The organism is Streptosporangium sp. NPDC050855 (genome assembly GCF_044456585.1).
Classification (GTDB): Bacteria; Actinomycetota; Actinomycetes; order Streptosporangiales; family Streptosporangiaceae; genus Streptosporangium; species Streptosporangium longisporum.
Genome location: NZ_JBITFY010000029.1, coordinates 16053 through 34246, shown reverse-complemented (window position 1 = coordinate 34246; position 18194 = coordinate 16053). Strand labels below are relative to the sequence as shown.

Annotated in this window: 14 protein-coding genes; 7 read left to right on the top strand and 7 right to left on the bottom strand. The window is 73.7% G+C overall.

The genetic code is table 11. The annotated features are described in order from the left end of the window. Positions 1 to 68 precede the first annotated feature (68 nt). On the bottom strand, positions 69 to 1100 hold the full coding sequence (locus ACIBCT_RS37100) for a LacI family DNA-binding transcriptional regulator (RefSeq protein WP_399196685.1): 1032 nt from the start codon (positions 1098 to 1100) through the stop codon (positions 69 to 71). A gap of 351 nt (positions 1101 to 1451) precedes the next feature. Between ACIBCT_RS37100 and ACIBCT_RS37095 the strand changes: the two genes are divergently transcribed. Then, positions 1452 to 3032 carry a family 43 glycosylhydrolase gene (locus tag ACIBCT_RS37095; protein ID WP_399196684.1) on the top strand — a complete coding sequence of 527 codons (1581 nt, stop codon included), beginning with the start codon at positions 1452 to 1454 and terminating at the stop codon, positions 3030 to 3032. 213 nt (positions 3033 to 3245) lie between these two features. Here ACIBCT_RS37095 and ACIBCT_RS37090 read toward each other — a convergent pair whose 3' ends face one another. Next, on the bottom strand, positions 3246 to 4697 hold the full coding sequence (locus ACIBCT_RS37090; RefSeq protein ID WP_399196683.1) for a family 43 glycosylhydrolase: 1452 nt from the start codon (positions 4695 to 4697) through the stop codon (positions 3246 to 3248). Positions 4698 to 5149: 452 nt separating this feature from the next. Here ACIBCT_RS37090 and ACIBCT_RS37085 point away from each other — a divergent pair, with 452 nt between their 5' ends. The 3 genes from ACIBCT_RS37085 (at position 5150) to ACIBCT_RS37075 (ending at position 8304) form a co-directional block, all read left to right on the top strand. Then, positions 5150 to 6334, top strand: a complete 1185-nt coding sequence (locus ACIBCT_RS37085; RefSeq protein WP_399196682.1) for a serine hydrolase domain-containing protein — start codon at positions 5150 to 5152, stop codon at positions 6332 to 6334. 20 nt (positions 6335 to 6354) lie between these two features. Continuing rightward, entirely contained in the window at positions 6355 to 7428 is a 1074-nt protein-coding gene (locus ACIBCT_RS37080) for a sigma-70 family RNA polymerase sigma factor (protein WP_399196681.1), read from the top strand. A 99-nt stretch (positions 7429 to 7527) separates the two neighbouring features. Beyond that, the gene (locus ACIBCT_RS37075; protein WP_399196680.1) at positions 7528 to 8304 is read left to right on the top strand and encodes an alpha/beta fold hydrolase; all 777 of its coding nucleotides are present in this window, start codon (positions 7528 to 7530) and stop codon (positions 8302 to 8304) included. A gap of 176 nt (positions 8305 to 8480) precedes the next feature. Here ACIBCT_RS37075 and ACIBCT_RS37070 read toward each other — a convergent pair whose 3' ends face one another. Together ACIBCT_RS37070 and ACIBCT_RS37065 are read right to left on the bottom strand one after the other, a co-directional pair. Next, positions 8481 to 9401 carry an NmrA family NAD(P)-binding protein gene (locus ACIBCT_RS37070; RefSeq protein ID WP_399196679.1) on the bottom strand — a complete coding sequence of 307 codons (921 nt, stop codon included), beginning with the start codon at positions 9399 to 9401 and terminating at the stop codon, positions 8481 to 8483. A 12-nt stretch (positions 9402 to 9413) separates the two neighbouring features. Next, on the bottom strand, positions 9414 to 10658 hold the full coding sequence (locus ACIBCT_RS37065) for an MFS transporter (protein WP_399196678.1): 1245 nt from the start codon (positions 10656 to 10658) through the stop codon (positions 9414 to 9416). Positions 10659 to 10737: 79 nt separating this feature from the next. On the opposite strand from ACIBCT_RS37065, the gene ACIBCT_RS37060 reads away from it, so the two are divergent. Both ACIBCT_RS37060 and ACIBCT_RS37055 read left to right on the top strand, forming a co-directional pair. Beyond that, a complete protein-coding gene (locus ACIBCT_RS37060) occupies positions 10738 to 11637 on the top strand; it encodes a LysR family transcriptional regulator (RefSeq protein WP_399196677.1) in 900 nt (299 codons plus the stop codon). Between the two features lie 44 nt (positions 11638 to 11681). Then, complete coding sequence (locus tag ACIBCT_RS37055) at positions 11682 to 12392, top strand: GAP family protein (protein WP_399196676.1); 711 nt, start codon at positions 11682 to 11684, stop codon at positions 12390 to 12392. A gap of 86 nt (positions 12393 to 12478) precedes the next feature. On the opposite strand, the gene ACIBCT_RS37050 is transcribed toward ACIBCT_RS37055, so the two are convergent. Beyond that, on the bottom strand, positions 12479 to 13897 hold the full coding sequence (locus tag ACIBCT_RS37050) for an MFS transporter (RefSeq protein ID WP_399196675.1): 1419 nt from the start codon (positions 13895 to 13897) through the stop codon (positions 12479 to 12481). 99 nt (positions 13898 to 13996) lie between these two features. Between ACIBCT_RS37050 and ACIBCT_RS37045 the strand changes: the two genes are divergently transcribed. Further along, complete coding sequence (locus ACIBCT_RS37045; protein WP_399196674.1) at positions 13997 to 14503, top strand: MarR family winged helix-turn-helix transcriptional regulator; 507 nt, start codon at positions 13997 to 13999, stop codon at positions 14501 to 14503. 127 nt (positions 14504 to 14630) lie between these two features. Here the strand turns inward: ACIBCT_RS37045 and ACIBCT_RS37040 are convergent, their stop codons facing one another. Then, complete coding sequence (locus ACIBCT_RS37040) at positions 14631 to 16343, bottom strand: ABC transporter ATP-binding protein (protein WP_399196673.1); 1713 nt, start codon at positions 16341 to 16343, stop codon at positions 14631 to 14633. Then, a complete protein-coding gene (locus tag ACIBCT_RS37035) occupies positions 16340 to 18178 on the bottom strand; it encodes an ABC transporter ATP-binding protein (protein WP_399196672.1) in 1839 nt (612 codons plus the stop codon). Before ACIBCT_RS37035 ends, ACIBCT_RS37040 begins: the two co-directional genes overlap by 4 nt. Positions 18179 to 18194 lie beyond the last annotated feature (16 nt).

Sequence of the window (18194 nt, the reverse complement as noted above, 5' to 3'; positions counted from 1 at the left end):
TGGCCGATGCGGGGCCGGACGGCCGGTGCGGTGCGTGACCGGCCGTGCCGGCCCGGGACCGGCCAGCGTCAGCGCGGCGCGGTCGCGGTGCTCTCCCTGACGATGAGCTCGGGCTCCACCAGCCGGCGGATCTGGCTCGGCCTGCCCGCCAGCCGGTCGAGCAGCACGTGGAAGGCGTGCCTGCCGACCTCCTCGAAATCCTGCCGTACCGTCGTGAGCGGGGGCCAGAAGTAGGCGGACTCCGGAATGTCGTCGAAGCCCACCACGCTGACGTCCTCGGGAACGCGCCGCCCGGCCTCGCGCAGGGCCCGCAGCACGCCCAGCGCCATCTGGTCGTTGCCCGCGAAGATGGCCGTCACCTCGGGGTCCCGTGCCAGGTGACGGCCGAGCTGGTAACCGGATCGCGAGCTCCAGTCCCCGCGCAGCACCTCGGGGACCGGATGCCGCCCGGCCTCCAGCGTCTCGCGCCAGCCCTCGACCCGGCCGTTGGCGTCGATCCAGTCGGCCGGGCCCGCAAGGTGCCACACCGTCTCGTGGCCGAGGTCGAGCAGGTGCTTGGTCGCCCGCGCGGCTCCCGCCCTCTGGTCGACCATGACGACGGGAACGGGAAGGCCCGCGCCGGCGTCGACCGCGACCACGGGGATCTTCGACCGCAGGTGGCGCAGGCCGTCGGCCGCCGACTCGTGCGGCGCGACGATGATGACGCCGTCCACCAGCTGGGACTGCAGCTGGCGGAGGCTCTCCTCGATCGAGCGCCGGTTGAGCGTGCTCAGGCTGGCGATGCTCACGGAGTAGTCGTTGAGCCTGGCGGCGCGTTCGATGCTGTAGAGGGTCGAGACCGGACCGTACAGGGGGGTGTCGATGCTGACCACCCCCAGCACTCCGGACCGGCCCGTGACGAGCTGGCGGGCTGCGGCGTTGGGACGGTAGCCCAGCTCCCGCACCGCGGCCAGCACGCGCGCCCGGGTCTCGACCTGCACCCGCTCGGGCGCGTTCAGCGCTCGCGACACGGTCATCGCCGACACTCCGGCGAGCGCGGCGACGTCCTCCAGCACCGCAGGTCTGGAGGACGGCCGGTCATCGTTCGACTTCGCCCTCAAAGACGCTCACTCCCCATGCGACAACGCTAACAGGACCGCCGAGCGCGCTCGGCTCCGGTGGACCCCGTTCCCGCAGGGAAGAGGCCTCAAGACCGGCGCGACGGAGGCCCCGTCGCGCCCGCCCGCCCGTCCGGACGGGACGGATCCTGGCCGGACGATGTTGACACCTTCCGCCCACGCGGGTTAAGACTGCGTTACACGCGACGAACGGTCCTTTTCATGGGCCGCTCTTTGTTAACGCTAACACGTCTATCGCCTGCATTCACTCCCACCGTGCGCCGCTTTTATGTGTTAGCGCTAACAAAATCCGTCGCGTCTTTCCGGCCGATCGTCCACCGAGAGGTACCCCCCATGACCAGGCTCGTACGTCCCTCCCCACGGCCCGTGCGCCGTCGCCCCGGTGCCGCGTTCGCGGCGGCCGTCGTGGCGTTGCTCACGTTGTGCCAGTCGCTGGTGGCCGCAGGCCCGGCCGCAGCCGTGACCGCCACCGTGACCGGCACCGCCACCGCAGCCGCAGCCGTGACCGGCACCGCCACCACCACCGCGACCGCCGTCGGCCCCGCTCGCGCCGCGGCGGCGCCCGGCCCTTCGTTCACCAACCCCGTCGTCGGCGTGCCGAACAGCGCCGATCCGACGCTGGTCTTCCACAACGGGTTCTATTACTACGTCGCGACCACCTGGTCGGCCGACGTCGTGATGCGCCGCTCGCCCACGATCGCGGGTCTGCGCAGCGCTCCCGAGCAGGTCGTCGTGCGGACCGGCGGCAACACGATGTGGGCCCCGCACCTGGAGATGGTCGGCGACCGCTGGTACCTGTACTACTCGGTGGAGCAGGGCAGCCTGCCCCGGCGCACCCACGTCGCCGAGAGTGCCGGATCCGACCCGATGGGTCCCTACACCGTCCGCGGCATCGTCAACCTGATGCCGAACAACGGCTGGGCGATCGACGCCAGCCTGCTCAAGCTCAACGGCAACCTCTACATGACCTTCTCGGCGTTCGCGCCCGAGGACAACCTGCAGTCGCTGTTCATCGCGCCGATGTCGAACCCCTGGACGGCGAGCGCGTACGGGCGGCGGATCTCGGCCCCCACCCTGGCCTGGGAGCGCCAGAACGGCGCCGTCAACGAGGGCACCTTCGCGCTGCAGCGCGGCGGCCGCACCTTCCTGACCTACTCGGCCAGCCACTGCAACGGCCCCAACTACAAGATCGGCATGCTGGAGTACCGGGGCGGCGACCCACTGGCGGCCGCATCCTGGACCAAGTTCGCCAACCCCCTCTTCCAGCGCAACGACGCGGCGGGCGTCTACGGCCCCGGCCACCACTCGTTCTTCACCTCACCCGACGGCACCGAGACCTGGATCGCCTACCACGCCAACTCCTCCTCCAGCCAGGGCTGCGGCACCACCCGCACCACCCGGGTGCAGAAGATCTCGTGGAACGCCGACGGCACCCCTGACCTCGGTGTGCCGGTCTCGACCTCCACGGTCCTGCCCGGCCCCTCCGGTGAGGTCGCCCCTGCCTACGCGCGCATCCGCAACCGCCACAGCAACCTCTGCCTGGACGACTACAACGGGGTGACCACCCCCGGCGCCGAGGTGCGCCAGTGGACCTGCACCGGACAGGCGCTCCAGGACTGGCAGATCCTCCCGGCCGCCGACGGGTACTCCACGATCGTCAACCGCCACAGCGGCCTGTGCCTGGACAATCGTGACTGGGGCACCGCGGCCGGGGCGCCGGTCCAGCAGTGGACGTGCAACGGCCTGGCCGTCCAGCAGTGGCGCGTCACCTCGGTGGGAGGTGGTCATTCCACCCTGACCAACCGGCACAGCGGCCTGTGCCTGGACAACTACAACTGGGGAACGGCCGCAGGCTCCGAGGTGCGGCAGTGGACCTGCAGCGGCAACAACGCCCAGCAGTGGAGCATCTCCTGACAGGAGCCGTGATGCCGGCCCGGCAGGGTCCCGCCCGGTAGCGCAGAGCACCCTCCACGAGGAGGTCGTCCTCGTGGAGGGTGCGATGCCGTCCGGCCTTCCCACGGCCGGTGAGAACCGGACCGCGCTCCCATGCGGGGAAGACCGGACGGCGTTCCGGTACGCGCCGGGGCGTCCCGATCCGGCCGACGCGGGGGACGCCCCGTGCGCGTTCTACTCCAGGACGAAGCTCGCGTTGCCCCGGAAGGTGGCGGTGCCGTCGTTCTGCTCGACCCACACCTGGCCGGCGCGGTGACGCAGGAAGTAGCCGGGGAAGTTGGCCGACTCCAGCGACACCGTGCCGGAACCGGCGAGCCCAGTGCGGCGGGTGAAGCTCGCGTCGGCCCTGAACAGGGCGGTGCCGTCGCTCTTCTCCACCCAGGCCGCGTGGTCGCGGTGGCGCAGGTAGTAGCCGGGGAAGTTGGTGGACTCCAGGGACACGGTGCCCGACCCGGACAGGCCGGTGACGAGCCTGAACTGGGAGTCGGCCAGCGGGGAGACGTTCGCCTCCAGGCGGGCCCGGTACTCCCAGTGGCGTACCGCGGAGCCCGGGACGTCGTAGGACATCAGCCGCACCGGGGTCACGCCGTCGGGGACGGGGATGCCGAAGTCGGGGGTGCCGTCGGCCCGCCAGTGGACCTTCTGGACGCGGGTACGGCGGTTGGGGTCGTTGAGCGGGTCACCGGTGATGTCGCGGTAGTTGCGGTCGTGGTAGACGAGGATGTCGCTCTGGCCGTCCTCGGAGACGGTGAAGGAGTTGTGGCCGGGGCCGTACTGGCCGGTGGAGGCGTTGCTGGCGAAGACCGGGTTGGGGCTCTTGGTCCAGGACGAGGCGTTGAGCGGGTCGGCCGAGGCCGAGGCGGTCAGCATGCCCAGGCAGTAGTTGGCGTCGGTGGCGCTGGCCGAGTAGGTGAGGAAGAGCCGGCCGTTGCGCTGGATCACCGCGGGCCCCTCGGCCACCTTGTACCCGCGCGTCTCCCAGGCCAGGGTGGGCACGGTCAGCCGGGTGGTGGGGCCGGTGATCGTCCACGGGTTGGCGCCCATGCGGGCGATGTACAGGTTGGAGTTGGTGGAGATGCCCGGCTCCTGCTGGGCCCAGACGAGGTAGCGGACCCCGTTCGTGACGAACGTCGAGGCGTCCAGCGCGAAGGTGTCCCAGGGGGTGGTGATGCGGCCGCGTTCGGTCCAGGAGCCGGTCAGCGGGTTGGCGGCGCTGCTCTCCAGGACGTACATCCGGATCCGCCAGACGTCGTCGGCGCGGCCGGCGGCGAAGTAGACGTACCACTTGCCGTTGATGAAGTGGATCTCCGGCGCCCAGATGTGGGCGCCCATCTCGCCGCTGGTGTGCCTGCGCCAGATGACCGTCTCCGGCGCGGTGGACAGGCCCTGGACGGTGGTGGCGCGGCGCAGCACGATGCGGTCGTACTCGGGGACGGTGGCGGTGAAGTAGTAGTAGCCGTCGGTGTGGCGGAAGATGTGCGGGTCGGCGCGCTGGGCGGCCAGCGGGTTGGTGTACTGGACGGCCGGGGAGGCGTGGGCCGTCACCGGCAGGAGCAGGCCGCCGATCACGGCGAGCAGCGTGACCAGCGCGGTCACCAGTGTGCGGCGCACGGGGGTGGGGGGCATTCGATTCGTCCTTGTCTCGTCAGGCCGGCGGTGAGGTCACGGCGAGGTCACGGTGAGGGAGGCGCGAGCCGGTGGCGGGGCGAGGACCAGGGCCAGGAAGGCGGCGAGCAGAGCGGCCAGGCCCCTTCGGCGGGTGCGCATTCGACGGCCTCCACGCGTTGTTAACGTTAACATCTCACGGCGTTCGCAGGGGGTGGTGAAGCGGGCGTAGGCGTATTAGTAGCCCGGCGGCGGGCCCGCGTCAATGGGCGGCGCGCGATTCGAAGCCCTCGCCCCGCCCTCTCGCCGGCCCGCGGGCACGCGCGGCCCACCTCCCGCGCACCCCGCCCCCACGGTCGTACGCGGGTGCGACCACCGTCGCAGACGAAGATCGTCACCATGGGGGAGGAGGGCGGCCACCGGCGCTTCCAGGATGGAGACCGACCCACCCCTCCATCGGAAGGAAGACGCGCATGCCGTCAGCGAACGGCCGTCGCATCGCGGCCGCGGCCCTCGTCGTCGCGGGACTCCTGCCGGCCTCACCGGCCGTCGCGCACACCCGTCACGAAGATCCCGCCGGGGTACGCCGGGCACTGGACGCCGTCGTGGCCGCCGGCGCGCCCGGCGTGCTGGCCAGGATCGACGACGACCGCGGCACCTGGATCGGCACGGCCGGGACCGCCGACCTGCGGACGGGAGGGCCGGTGCCGCGCCAGGCGCGCTTCCGCGTCGCCAGCCTCACCAAGACCATGGTGTCGGCGGCCGTCCTGCAGCTCGTCCAGGAGGGGAGGGTGAGGCTGGAGGAACCGATCGGCGAGCGGCTGCCCGGCCACGTCGCCGACGGCGACCGGATCACCGTGCGGGAGCTGCTGAACCACACGGGCGGCCTGGCCGACTACGTCGCCGCCCCCGAGTTCGCCGATCCCGAGCGGTACGGCGAGCGCACCTACACCCCCGGGCGGCTCGTCGCCGAGGCCGAGCGGCTGCCGCGCCCCGAGCGGGGCCGCTTCGCCTACTCCAACACCGGCTACATCCTGCTCGGGCTGCTGGTGGAGAAGGTGACGGGCCGCGACCTGAGCGCGGAGCTCGACCGGAGGATCTTCCGCCCGGCCGGGATGACCCGCTCGTACCTGCCCGTCACCTCGGACGTCATCCGCGGCCCGCACGCCACCGGCTACCACCTGCCCCGGGGCGCCGACCCCGCCGCGCCCGGCGCGCTCAGGCCCGTCACCCGGCTGAACCCCTCCTTCGCCTGGGCGGCCTACGGCGTGGTGTCGGACGCCCGCGACGTCAACCGCTTCCACCGGGCGCTCTTCGGCGGCCGGCTCGTCGGCCCGGAGCTGCTGGCGCGGATGCGCACCGGCGTCGCCACGCCGCAGGCGCCGATCTTCCCCGAGTACGGCCTCGGGCTGGAGTCGGTGGCGCTCACCTGCGGCCCGATGTGGGGCGCGACCGGCTCGATCCCCGGCTACCAGACCTTCGGCTTCGCCGACGCCACCGGGACGCGCCGGATGACGGTGTCGGTCAACGTGCAGCGCAACGACCCCGGGGTCGTGCCGATGCTGCTGTCCGTCCTCGACGCGCTGAACCGCTACTTCTGCGGCGAGCCGTACCGGCTGCCGGGCGGGACCCGGGGGAGCGCGCGGCTCACCGGCTGAGGGGCGGTACCCTCGCGTGCGTGACCGGTCATGCGAGGGCCGACGGCGGGACGACCGTGCCGTCGCGCCCCAAGGACCCCCGGGCCGCCCCCGAGGGTGCGGGCCCGCCCCCTCCGCGCGGCGCGGACCTGCTGGAGCCGCACCGGATCGCCCTGGCCGGTCACTGCTACCGGATGCTCGGCTCGCCGTTCGAGGCGGAGGACGCCGTGCAGGAGACCCTGGTGCGCGCCTGGGCGAGCCTCGACCGGTTCGACGAGGGCCGCGCGCCGCTACGGTCCTGGCTCCACGCCATCGCCACCAACGTCTGCCTCGACATGCTGCGGGGCGCGCGGCGCCGAGCTTCGGCGATCGACCTCGGCCCGTCGGCGCAGGCCGGTCCCGGCCTCGGCGCGCCGCTGCCGGAGAGCGCCTTCGTCCAGCCGGTCCCGGACGGCCGCGTGCTGCCCGTCGGAGGTGACCCGGCGGAGCTGGCCGCGCAGCGCGACACGGTCCGCCTGGCGTTCGTCGCCGCGCTGCAGCACCTGCCGCCCCGCCAGCGGGCGGTGCTGATCCTGCGTGACGTACTGTGCTGGAAGGCCGACGAGGTCGCCGGGCTGCTGGAGTGCACGGTGGCGTCCGTCACCAGCGCGCTGCAGCGCGCCCGGACGACGCTGAGGGCCGTCCGTGCCGACCCGGGCGAGCCCTACCGGCCGATGGACCCGGCGCAGCGGCGGCTCCTGGCCCGGTACTGCGACGCCTTCGAGCGGTACGACGTCGAGGCCATGGTGGCGCTGCTGCACGAGGACGCCGTGATGTCCATGCCGCCGTTCGCGTGGTGGCTGCGGGGCAGGGCCGCGATCCGTGAGGTGCTGCTGGCGGCCGGGCGGCCCTGCGCGGGCGCGCGCCTGCTGGCGACCACGGCCAACGGCTCGCCCGCGTTCGCGCAGTACCGGCCGGACGGGCCGGGCGGCCGGCCGGAGCCGTTCGCGCTGATGGTCCTCACGCTCTCGCATGGGCTGGTCACCGAGGTGACGACCTACCTCGACGCCGGGCGGCTCTTCCCGCTGTTCGGCCTGCCGGACGTCCTGGAACCGGGGGCGGGGCGGACGTCCTGAAGATTTTCCCGCGCGGGCGATGAGTTCTCGGGCCCCGCTTCGTACTACCCGCGTACCCGGTGACGGTCACCGGGAGCGGAACGAGGGGACGGCGCCACGATGGCGGACTACGCGGATGTGAACGGTGTGCGCATGTGGTACGACGAGCGCGGCGAAGGGGAGCCGCTGGTGCTGCTGCACGGTGGCTTCTCCGACAGCAGGGACTTCGACGGCAACCTCGGCGCGCTGGCGGACCGGTTCCGGCTGCTGCTGCCCGAACGCCGCGGCCACGGCCACACGGCCGACGTGCCGGGGCCGATCACGGTCGAGGTGATGGCGCAGGACACGATCGCGTTCCTGGACGAGGTCGTCGGCGGGCCGGTACGGCTGGCCGGCTACAGCGCCGGTGCGGCCGTGGCGCTGTGGGTGGCCCTGCGCCGCCCGGACCTGGTCGACCGGCTCGTCCTGGTCAGCTGCGCCTTCGACATGGAGGCGATGCTCGTCCGGCCCTCCGCCGAGGGCGAGATGCCCCCGCCCGTGGTCGCGGCCTACGCGGAGGTGTCGCCCGACGGCGCCGGCCATCTCCCGGTCGTGGTGGCCAAGATCGTGCGGGCGGTGAACGAGGAGCCCGCCCTGGCGGCGGCCGAGCTTCGGGCCGTGACGTGCCCGGTGCTGGTCATGGCCGCCGACGACGACATCGTGACGCTGGAGCACACCCTGGAGCTGTACCGGGGTCTGCCCGACGCGCAGCTCGCCGTCGTCCCGGGGACGTCCCACGTCCTGCTGCACGAGAAGCCCGAGCTGTGCACCCGGCTGGCCGGCGACTTCCTGACCGGTGCCCCCGTGCCCACCTGGATGCCCGTCCGCCGCGCCGCCCAGGCCCCCTCACCGGGCTGACCCCTGCCGACGCCCGCGCCCCTGCCGACGCCGGCGCCCCTGCCGACGCCCGCGCCCCGGTCGGTGCCCGCGTCCTGACCGATGCCCGCGCCCCGACGGTGTCGCGTCCCGGCCGGTGCCGGGTCCCGGAAGGTGCCGGGTCCCCCGGAAGGCCGGCCGGGACGCGGCACGCGGGATCAGAGGGCGCCGGCCGGGGTGAACGCCGCGGCGTGGTCGCGGGCGAAGTCGGCGACGTCACGCGGGGGACGGCCGAGGAGGTCGGCGACCGTGCCGGTGGTCAGGTCGCCCCAGCCGGAGTCGTACGCCCGCGCGTACTCCTCCAGCATGTCGACGATCCACACGGGGACCCCGTACCCCAGCAGTGTCCCGCGCCTGGTCTCGTCGTCGACCGGCCGGTACGTGACGTACCTGCCCAGGGCGGACCCCAGCCGGGCGGCGACCTCGTCGAAGGTCAGCGAGCGCGGGCCGGTGAGGGTGTAGGTCCGGCCGTGGTGGCGGTCGGGGTCGTCGAGCAGCACGCGGGCGGCGCACTCGGCGATGTCGCGGACGTCGATCATGCCGATCCGCGCTGAGGACATGTTCAGCGAGAACGTACCGGTGGCGGAGATGTCACCCGCCTCGTTCAGCAGGTTCTGCATGAACCAGTGCGGGCGCAGGACGGTCCAGCGCATGCCGCACCGTTCGGTCTCCCCGTCCGACAGCGCGTGCAGCCTGCCGCTGCGGTTGGGCGCGTCGTGCGCCGCGCCGATCACGGACAGGCGCACGACGCGCTCCACCCCGGCCTGGCGCGCGGCCCAGAGGGCGTTCATGTTGTTCTCCGGGGCGCGCGGGCCGTTCGGGGTGAGCAGCCACAGGTCCTGCACGCCCTCGAAGGCGGGCGGCAGCGACCGGGCGTCGTCGAGGTCACCGGCGACGACCTCGGCGACCTCGGCGAGCCCGGCGAGCCCGGCGACCCTGGGGTCCTGCCCGCCCGGGCCGTCCGCCCCGGGCCGGTCGCGGACGAGGGCGCGGAGCTTCACGCCGGTCCCCCGCAGCGCGTTCGTCAGCGCGGTGGACACGGTCCCGGTGGCCCCGGTGATCAGTACGGTACGTGACACGCTCGTTCTCCTTCAGGAATCGGAGGAAGCAGAAGAATCAGGGGAGTGGGGGGAACGGGAGGAGCACCGGCGGCCGGTGACGCGCTCCAGGACCCAGAGCACGACGGTCCCGGCCGACAGGACGGCGCCCAGGACGCACACGCCGGTCCAGCCGCCGCTGACCCAGGCCAGCGACGTCAGCGCGGAACCCGCCGCGCCGCCGAGGAACAGGCAGGTCATGAAGGCCGAGTTGATCCGGTTGCGGGCCTCCGGCCGCAGCGCGTAGAGGACGTTCTGGCTGCTGTTGAGCACCGCCTGGTGCGCCAGGTCCAGCACGAGCACGCCGGCGAGCAGCCAGACCAGCCCGTGCGCCCCCGCGGCGATCGCCGGCCACGACGCCAGCAGCAGGACCGTCCCGGCGCCGGTCACGGTCTGGACGTGCCCGCGGTCGGCCAGCCGCCCCGCCACCGTGGCGGTCAGCGCGCCCACGACGCCGACCAGGCCGACCAGGCCGATGGCCGACTCCGGCCAGCCGTAGGGCGGGCCCGCCAGCAGGAAGGTCAGCGCCGTCCACAGCACGCTGAACGAGGCGAGGCTCAGCGCGCCGATCCCCGCCCGCCAGCGCAGCAGCGGCTCGTACCGGAACATCGCGACCGTCGAGCGCAGCAGCGCCGGGTAGGACAGGCGCCCGCCGTCCCCGCCGAGCCGGGGCAGGAAGACCCGCAGCAGCACGGCCATCAGCGCCATCAGGGCCGCGTGCACCCAGTAGACCGTCCGCCACCCGCCCAGCTCAGACAACGCGCCGGAGGCGGTACGCGCCAGCAGCAGGCCGAGCATCAGCCCGGTCATCACCGTGCCGACCACTCGGCCGCGCTCGGCCGGGGCCGCCAGCGTCGCCGCGAACGGCACCACCACCTGCGCCCCCACCGAGGTCAGCGCGGTCAGGGCGGTGGAGGCCAGGAGCACCGTGCCGTCGGCGGCGGTGGCCGACACCAGCAGGAACACCGCGGTCGCCGCGTAGAGCGACACCGCCAGCCGCCGTCGCTCCATCAGGTCACCGAGCGGCACGAGCAGGATCAGCCCCAGCGCGTACCCGCCCTGGGCGGCCGTCACCACCAGCGCCGCCCGGGAGGGGCCGATCCCCAGCTCCCGGCCGATCAGGTCGAGCAGCGGCTGCGCGAAGTAGTTCCCGGCGACCGCAGACCCGGTCGCCACCGACATGAGCAGGAGCAGCCCGCGCGACAGGCCGCTTCCGGTACGAGATGTCGTCGCCGTCATGCCCCCAGCCTGGGCCAGGGAAGATCGATGAGTCCAACGCATGTTTGTCATCGGACCGATCGCACGTCACGATTGATCCATGGAGCTTCAGCAGATGCGCTACGTCGTCGCCGTCGCGGAGACGAGCAACTTCACGCGCGCCGCCGAGCGGTGCCTGGTCGTCCAGTCCGCGCTGAGCCACCAGATCGCCCGCCTGGAACGCGAGCTGGGCGCCAAGCTGTTCGAGCGCACCAGCCGCCGCGTCCGGCTGACCCCCGCCGGCGCGGCGTTCCTGCCCGCGGCCCGCCAGGCCCTCGAGGCCGCCGAACGGGCCCGCGCCGAGGTGGCGGCCGCCACCGGGGAGATCCGGGGACGGCTCGCCGTCGGCGCCATCCCCACCGTCGCGGCGGTCGATCTCCCGACCGCGCTGAAGCGCTTCCACCTGCTGCACCGGCAGGTGCGGATCAGCCTCCGTTCGGGCGCCAGCGAGGAGCTGATCGAGGGGGTGCGGCAGGGCACCCTGGACGCCGCGTTCCTGGGGCTGCCGGTGGGCGTACGGCCCAGGGGCGTCAGCGGCCACGAGCTGGCGCGCGGCGAGCTCGTGGCCGCCGTGGCGCCCGGCCACCCGCTTGCGGGCAGGGCACGCGTGGACCTGCGCGAGCTGTCGGACGAGCCGTTCGTCGACTTCCCCCCGGGCACCGCCGCGCGGATCCAGACGGACGAGGCGTTCGCGGCGGCCGGGGTCCTGCGCGAGGTCGCCTTCGAGGTGACGAACATGGACTTCATGGCCCGCCTGATCCGTCAGGGACTGGGCATCGGGATGCTGCCCGCGGCCTTCGTCCCCGAACTCCCGGACCTGCCCGTCCTGCGGGTGCGCGACGCCCCCGCCCGCATGGAGCACCTCATCTGGAGCCGCTTTCCCCCCTCTCCCGCGGCCGCGGCGTTCCTGTCCCTCCTCGACGTCCCGGCGGCGGATCCCGCCGGATCACCGGAGCCGTGACGCCGGGTGCCCGGCGCGCGTACAGGACCTTCGTCGACACGGGCGTGTCGTCACGGCTTTCCGGCTCTCGTGAGGAGACGAGTTCGTCGATCGAGACGATCGGAGCGGTGCTCGGGCTCGCCGTGCTCGACACGCTCAGCCCCACCGTGATCGGGGTCACGCTCTACCTGCTGCTGTCCAGGCCACGCCGCCTGGTCGCGCTGCTCGGCGTGTACCTGGCGTCGGTGGCGGTCGCGTACTTCGTCCTGGGCGTCCTGCTCATGCTCGGCCTGGGCGCCGTCGTGCCGCTCGTCGACGACACCGTGTGGGCCTGGGTGCAGGGCGCCTTCGGTGTGGCGCTCGTCGTGGGAAGCTACTTCGTCCCCGACGAGGACCCCGAACGCGCGGCCGCCCGGCAGGAGCGGTCCTTCACCGTGCGCGCGATGCTGCTGCTGGGGCTGGGGACCTGGCTGTTCGAGTTCGCCACCGCCGTGCCGTACTTCGCCGCGATCGGCATCATGACCTCGGCCGGCCTGTCCGCCGCCCAGTGGGCACCGCTCCTCGGCGCGTACGTGACCATCATGGTGCTCCCGGGCCTCCTGCTCCTGCTCGTGTGGGCCGTCCTGGGCGAACGGATGCGTGAACGGTTCGAACGGTGGCGCGACAGGCTCTCCTCCGGGTCGCGCTCGACGGTGCGCTGGATGGTCGGGATAGCGGGGGTCCTGATCCTCCTGAGCGCCCTGCCGGGCCAGATCACCTTCACGACGGGGCCCTGACCCCCGCACCGGCACCCCGGTGAGGCTCCCGTACGCCGCGCCGCAGGTCGCCGCAGGTCGCCGCAGGTCGCCGCGGGCCGTCGTGGTCAGGGGCGGCGGTCCCGGGGCAGCAGCAGGCCTGCCAGCGCGACGGCCAGGCCGAACCCGGCGGCCAGGAGGAAGACCAGGTCGTAACCGGCGGCCAGGGCGGCCGGGGAACTGCCGTCGGCCTCCATCGCGGCCCTGGCACCGGCGGCCGTGGCGAGCACCGCCAGGCCCACCGCCCCGCCCACCTGGACGGAGGTGTTGGCCAGGCCGCCGGCGATCCCGGCGTCGCCCTCGGGAACGCCCGAGGTCGCCACGGCCATGAGGGTGGGGAAGGTCAGCCCGATACCGGCCGCGACGAGCAGCGTGGGCCCGAGCACGCCCGTGACGTATCCGGTGCCGACGTGGGCCTGGGCGAGCCAGCCGAAACCCGCCACGAAGCAGGCGCAGCCGGCCGCCACCAGGGGACGCGCGCCGGTCCTCGGCAGCAGCGAGGACGCCGACCGCGCGATCACCACGAACGCCACCGCCGCGGGCGTCTGGCCGAGGCCGGCCTGGAGCGCGGTGTAGCCGAGGACGTTCTGCATGAACAGCGACGTGAAGTACCACATCGCCATGGCGATCCCCCCGAACAGCAGCAGCATGCCGTTGCCGACGGCCACCCGGCGGATCGCGAACAGCCGCGGGGGCATCATCGGCCGGGCGGCGAAACGCGCCTCCACCACGACGAAGACGGCGAGCAGGAGCAGGCCCGCCACGGTCGGCACGACGACCGGCGGGGACGCCCAGCCGTGGTCGGCGCCCTGCATGACCCCGTAGATCAGCGCGGCCAGCCCGGCCGTCCCGGTGACCGCGCCGGCCAGGTCGAGCGGTTCGCGCCGGCCGGCCCGCGCGCCGGCCAGCGACGCCACGGCCACCGCGATCAGCACCGCGCCGATCGGCACGTTGATCAGGAAGACCCACCGCCACGACAGGCCGGTCGTGATGGCCCCGCCCGCGATCGCGCCGGCCATCCCGCCCACACCGCCCGAGGCGGACCACGCGCCGAACGCCCGGGCGCGCGCGCCCTCCCCGGTGAAACCGGTGTTGATCACGGCCAGGGTCGACGGGGCCAGCATCGCGGCCCCCACGCCCTGGGCGAGACGGGCCGCCACCAGGACCTCCGGCGTGCTCGCCAGGCCACCGGCCAGGCTCGCCGCGGAGAACACGGCCAGCCCCGCGACCAGCATCCGGCGATGGCCGAACAGGTCGGCGGCGCGGCCGCCGAGCAGCATGAAGCCGGCGAAGGTGAGCAGGTAGCCGTTCACCACCCAGGCCAGGCCGGTGGAGGTGAAGCCGAGGTCCCGGCGGACCGAGGGCAGGGCGACGTTCACGATGGACGCGTCCAGGATCACCATGAACTGGCAGGCGCACACCAGCGACAGGACCAGCCACGCGGGGCCCGCGTGGGCTCCGGCCCGCCGGGTCGCGGTACCGGTCATGACATCTTCTTCTTGGTCATATCAGACTCCTGACGGGTCCTGTAGAATTAGTTACGCGCATAATATTATGCGCGTAACTAATTCCGTCAAGGAGAGCCCATGGACTTCGAGCACGCAGACGCCATCAACCAGGCCGTCCGCCTGCTGAGCCTGCGCCACCGGGCCAGGGCCGCGACGATGCTGGCCCCGCTGGGCCTGCACCCCGGCCAGGAGGCGCTCCTGCTCGAACTCGACCGCAACGGCGCGATGATCCAGGCCCAGCTCAGCGAGGCGCTCGGCTGCGAGCCGCCCAGCGTCACGCTCATGACCCGCAAGCTGGAGGCGTCCGGTCACATCCGCCGCAGGCCCGCCCCCACCGACAGGCGCGCCAGCATCGTCGAGCTCACCGACAGCGGCAGGGCGCTGGCCGGGCAGGTCAAGCGGATGTGGTGCGTCCTGGCCGAGGAGACCGTGACCGGCCTGCCCGCCGGGACGGTGGCGGAGCTGCCCGGCATCCTCGCGGCCATGACCGCCAACGTGGACACCAGGCGCTCGGGCGACCCCCACGGCCGCAGGCCCGGCCTCGTCGCCGAACCGGGCGGGACCACGACGGACCGGGCACGCTGATCAGGGCCTGGACGCGCGCGTTCCGCCCGCCGGGGCCCTCACGACCTCCGGCCCCGCGACCGCGGGGGAGGACCGGAGACGGTGTCCCCGCCCTCGCCCGCGGCGCCCCCGCCCGCGGCGTGCCGGTTCATCCGCCCGCCGGTGTCATGGAGATGTCCCAGAAGTCGGCGTAACGGCCGCCGCGGCGCAGCAGCTCGTCGTGGCCGCCCTCCTCCACGATCCGGCCGCCGTCCAGGAAGACGACGCGATCGGCGCGCCGTACGGTCCGCATCCGATGCGCCACCATCACCACCGTCCGGCCCGCCATCAGGCGCTCGATCCCCGCGTGGACGGCCGCCTCGTTCACCGGGTCCAGGGCCGAGGTCACCTCGTCCAGCAGCACGACGGGCGCGTCCTTCAGCAGCGCCCGCGCGATCGAGACGCGCTGGCGCTCACCTCCCGACAGCAGCGCGCCGCCCTCGCCGACGTTCGCCGCCCATCCGCCGGGCAGCCGCTCGATCACCTCGTCCAGCCGTGCCGCGGTCGCCGCCGCCCGGACCTCGGCCTCACCGGCGCCGGGACGGCCCAGGCGGACGTTCTCCTCGATCGTGCCGTCGAAGAGGTAGACGTCCTGGAAGACGATGGCGATCCGCGCCATCAGCACCCGCGGGTCGATCTCGCGTACGTCCACGCCTCCCATACGCACCGCGCCCGCGTCCACGTCGTGGAACCGCGCGATCAACTGCAGCAACGTGGTCTTGCCGCTGCCCGACGGCCCGACGACGGCGAGCCGCCGCCCCTCGGGCACGGACAGCGACACGTCGTCGATCACCGTGCGGTCGCCGTGCCGGAAGACGACGGACGCGAACTCCAGGTCGTGGCGTGCCGGCCGGATCGGCTCGCGGGCCTCCGGCAGCGGCTCGGTGCTCAGCACCGCGTCCAGCCTGTCCAGCTCCGACCGCGCGGCGCGGAGCCTGCCGCCGATGTCCGACAGCGACAGCAGCGGGTCGGCGCAGCGGGCGGCGAGCACCAGGATCGTCAGGAGCTCGGCCGCGCCGATGCTCCCGCCGAGCGCGAGGTAGGCGCCCAGGGCCAGCAGCGCGGTGAAGACCGCCTGCACCGTGAGCGTCAGGCCCACCGCGCCGGGCAGCACCGCCAGCACGGTACGGCGCGACGCGCGCCGGACGTCCCGCAGCGAGTCGTCGAGCAGCGCGAAGCGCTCGCCGGTCCGGCCGCCGGCGCGCAGCACCGGCTGGGCCTGGAGGAACTCGACGACCCGCCCGGCGGCCTCCGTGTCGCGCTCGTGGCGCTCGGCGTCGGCGGCGGCCGTCGAGCGCGCCGTCCAGACCTGGATCACCGCCACGACGGGTACGGCGGCCAGCGCGGCCAGCCCCAGCCGCCGGTCGTAGGCGAGCATCACCGCGACGATCGTCAGCGGGGTCACCAGGGCGGAGACGAACGGTCCCAGCAGGTGCGCCGCCACGCCCATCGCCTGCAGGAGCCCGCGGCCGGCCATGACGGACACCTCGCCGACCCGGTCGGCGCCGTACCAGCCGATGGGCAGCCGGGCCAGGTGCTCGCCGAGCCGGTGGTACATGCCGCGCAACATCGTGGTCCCGACCCGCATCCCGGACACGTCGCTGACGTAGCGCAGCACCGCGTAGAGCGCGACCGCCGCCCCGAACGCGACCAGCCACGGCCGGGCGTCGCCGGGACGGTCCCCGAGCAGCGCCCGCAGCACCGGGACCAGCAAGGCGTACGACAGGCCCTCGACGACCGCGGTCACCGTCATCAGGACGATGGTGCGGCGCATCGCGCGGGCGTACTCCCGCCCCAGCACGCGCAGCAGCATTCGGATCATCGGGACCCGCCTCCTCGCGGTGCGCCGGCGTGGGCCTCGGCCTCGTCGCCGACCGCCGCCTGATGCGACCGCCAGAACGCGGCGAACCTTCCGTCCCGTTCCAGCAGTTCGGCGGGCCTGCCCTGCTCGACGATCGTCCCGTTCTCCAGCACCGCCACGACATCGGCGCCGGCGACCGTCTCCAGGCGGTGGGCGATGACCAGGACCGTCCGGTCGCCGCCCAGCGTCGTCAGGGCCCGGCGCACCGCCTGCTCGGTCCGCGGGTCGGCGAAGGCGGTCGCCTCGTCGAGCACCAGGACGGGCGCGTCGGCGAGCAGGGCGCGGGCGAGCGCGACGCGCTGCGCCTCGCCGCCCGACAGCCGGGCCTCCTCGCCGATCACCGTCTCGTACCCGCGCGGCAGCTCCAGGATCCGGTCGTGGACGTTCGCCAGCCGGGCGGCGCGGATCACGTCCTCGCGGCCGGCGTGCGGCACCGCCAGCGCGATGTTGTCCGCGACCGACGCGCGCAGCAGGCGGACGTCCTGGAAGACGAAGGAGACCGTCCGGTACAGCTCCCGCTCGTCGATCTCGCGCAGGTCGGCACCGCCCAGGACGACCGAGCCGCCGGTCGGGTCGAAGAAGCGCGGCAGCAGCCGGACCAGCGTGGACTTCCCGCTTCCCGACGGTCCCACGATCGCGGTGACCGTGCCCGGTTCGAGCACCAGGTCGACGCCGCGCAGCACCTCGTGGCCGTCCTGGTAGCCGAACCGGACGCCGCGCAGCTCCACCCGGTGTCCCCGTGGCACGGCCGGACGCCCGGGTTCGGGAAGCGGTGCCACTTCGAGCACCTCCCTGATCCGCCCGACCGCGCGCCGGGCGGCCTGCAGGTCGTCGAAGCCGTGCCCCAGGGCCGCCACCGGAGCGGTCAGGGCCGGCCCGAGCAGCAGGAAGGGCAGCAGGCCGGCCGGGGCCAGGCCGCCGGAGGTGATCAGGACCGTGCCGCCGGTCAGCACGACCAGCAGCACGAACGGCGGCGACAGGGCCAGCTGCATTCCCGCGGCGACCAGGGACATGCCGCGCACCCACCGGGAGAAGACGGCCACGAAGTCGTCGGTGGCCACCAGGAACCTGCGGTGGGCGCGCTCGGACCCGCCGAACGCCTTGACCACCGCGATGCCCTGCACGAACTCGATCACGGAGCCGGCGATCCGTCCCATGGCCGCGTCGAACTCCTCCTGCTCGCGCTGCCGGGCGGAGAGCATCAGCAGGGGGACCAGCGCCACCGCCGTCACCACCGGGACCAGCGTGATCAGTGTCAGCCGCACGTCGACGGTGAACAGGTAGACCAGCGACACCAGCGGCACCACGAACGCGGAGACGAGCTCGCCGGGGGCGTGGGCGATGAACGGGTGCACGGCGCCGACGTCCTCGCCCACCACCTTCGCCAGCTCGCCGGTCCGGCGCCGGGAGAACCAGCCGATCGGCACGCGCCCCAGCCGCGCCGCCAGCCTTCGGCGGAGCGCCAGCTGCACCCGGCCGTCGAGGAGGTGCCCGAGCCCGGAAGAGGCGGCCGTGAACAGCAGCCGGACGAACAGGCCGGCCGCGCCCGCGACGACGACCGTCCGGACATGACCGTGGTCGACGGGGCCGGGCGACAGCAGGACGCGGCCCAGCTCGACGACGGCCAGCAGCGGCGCCAGGCCCGCGAGGGCGCCGACGACCTGAAGGACCACGACGGTGGCGAAGCCCCGCAGGTGGGGGCGCAGCAGCCCCGCGGCGTCCCGTCCCGCCCCGGGGCCGGCGTCCGGTGGTGGTGCGGACCGCTCCCTCGCCTCGGCGAGGTCGGTGGTGGTCATGTCTCTCCCGTCCTCG

Coding starts and splice junctions, on each gene's coding strand:
- ACIBCT_RS37085 (WP_399196682.1), top strand. CDS start 5,150: ATGCCGTCAGCGAACGGCCGTCGCATCGCGGCCGCGGCCCTCGTCGTC.
- ACIBCT_RS37090 (WP_399196683.1), bottom strand. CDS start 4,697: ATGCCCCCCACCCCCGTGCGCCGCACACTGGTGACCGCGCTGGTCACG.
- ACIBCT_RS37095 (WP_399196684.1), top strand. CDS start 1,452: ATGACCAGGCTCGTACGTCCCTCCCCACGGCCCGTGCGCCGTCGCCCC.
- ACIBCT_RS37060 (WP_399196677.1), top strand. CDS start 10,738: ATGGAGCTTCAGCAGATGCGCTACGTCGTCGCCGTCGCGGAGACGAGC.
- ACIBCT_RS37050 (WP_399196675.1), bottom strand. CDS start 13,897: ATGACCGGTACCGCGACCCGGCGGGCCGGAGCCCACGCGGGCCCCGCG.
- ACIBCT_RS37040 (WP_399196673.1), bottom strand. CDS start 16,343: ATGATCCGAATGCTGCTGCGCGTGCTGGGGCGGGAGTACGCCCGCGCG.
- ACIBCT_RS37035 (WP_399196672.1), bottom strand. CDS start 18,178: ATGACCACCACCGACCTCGCCGAGGCGAGGGAGCGGTCCGCACCACCA.
- ACIBCT_RS37045 (WP_399196674.1), top strand. CDS start 13,997: ATGGACTTCGAGCACGCAGACGCCATCAACCAGGCCGTCCGCCTGCTG.
- ACIBCT_RS37075 (WP_399196680.1), top strand. CDS start 7,528: ATGGCGGACTACGCGGATGTGAACGGTGTGCGCATGTGGTACGACGAG.
- ACIBCT_RS37065 (WP_399196678.1), bottom strand. CDS start 10,658: ATGACGGCGACGACATCTCGTACCGGAAGCGGCCTGTCGCGCGGGCTG.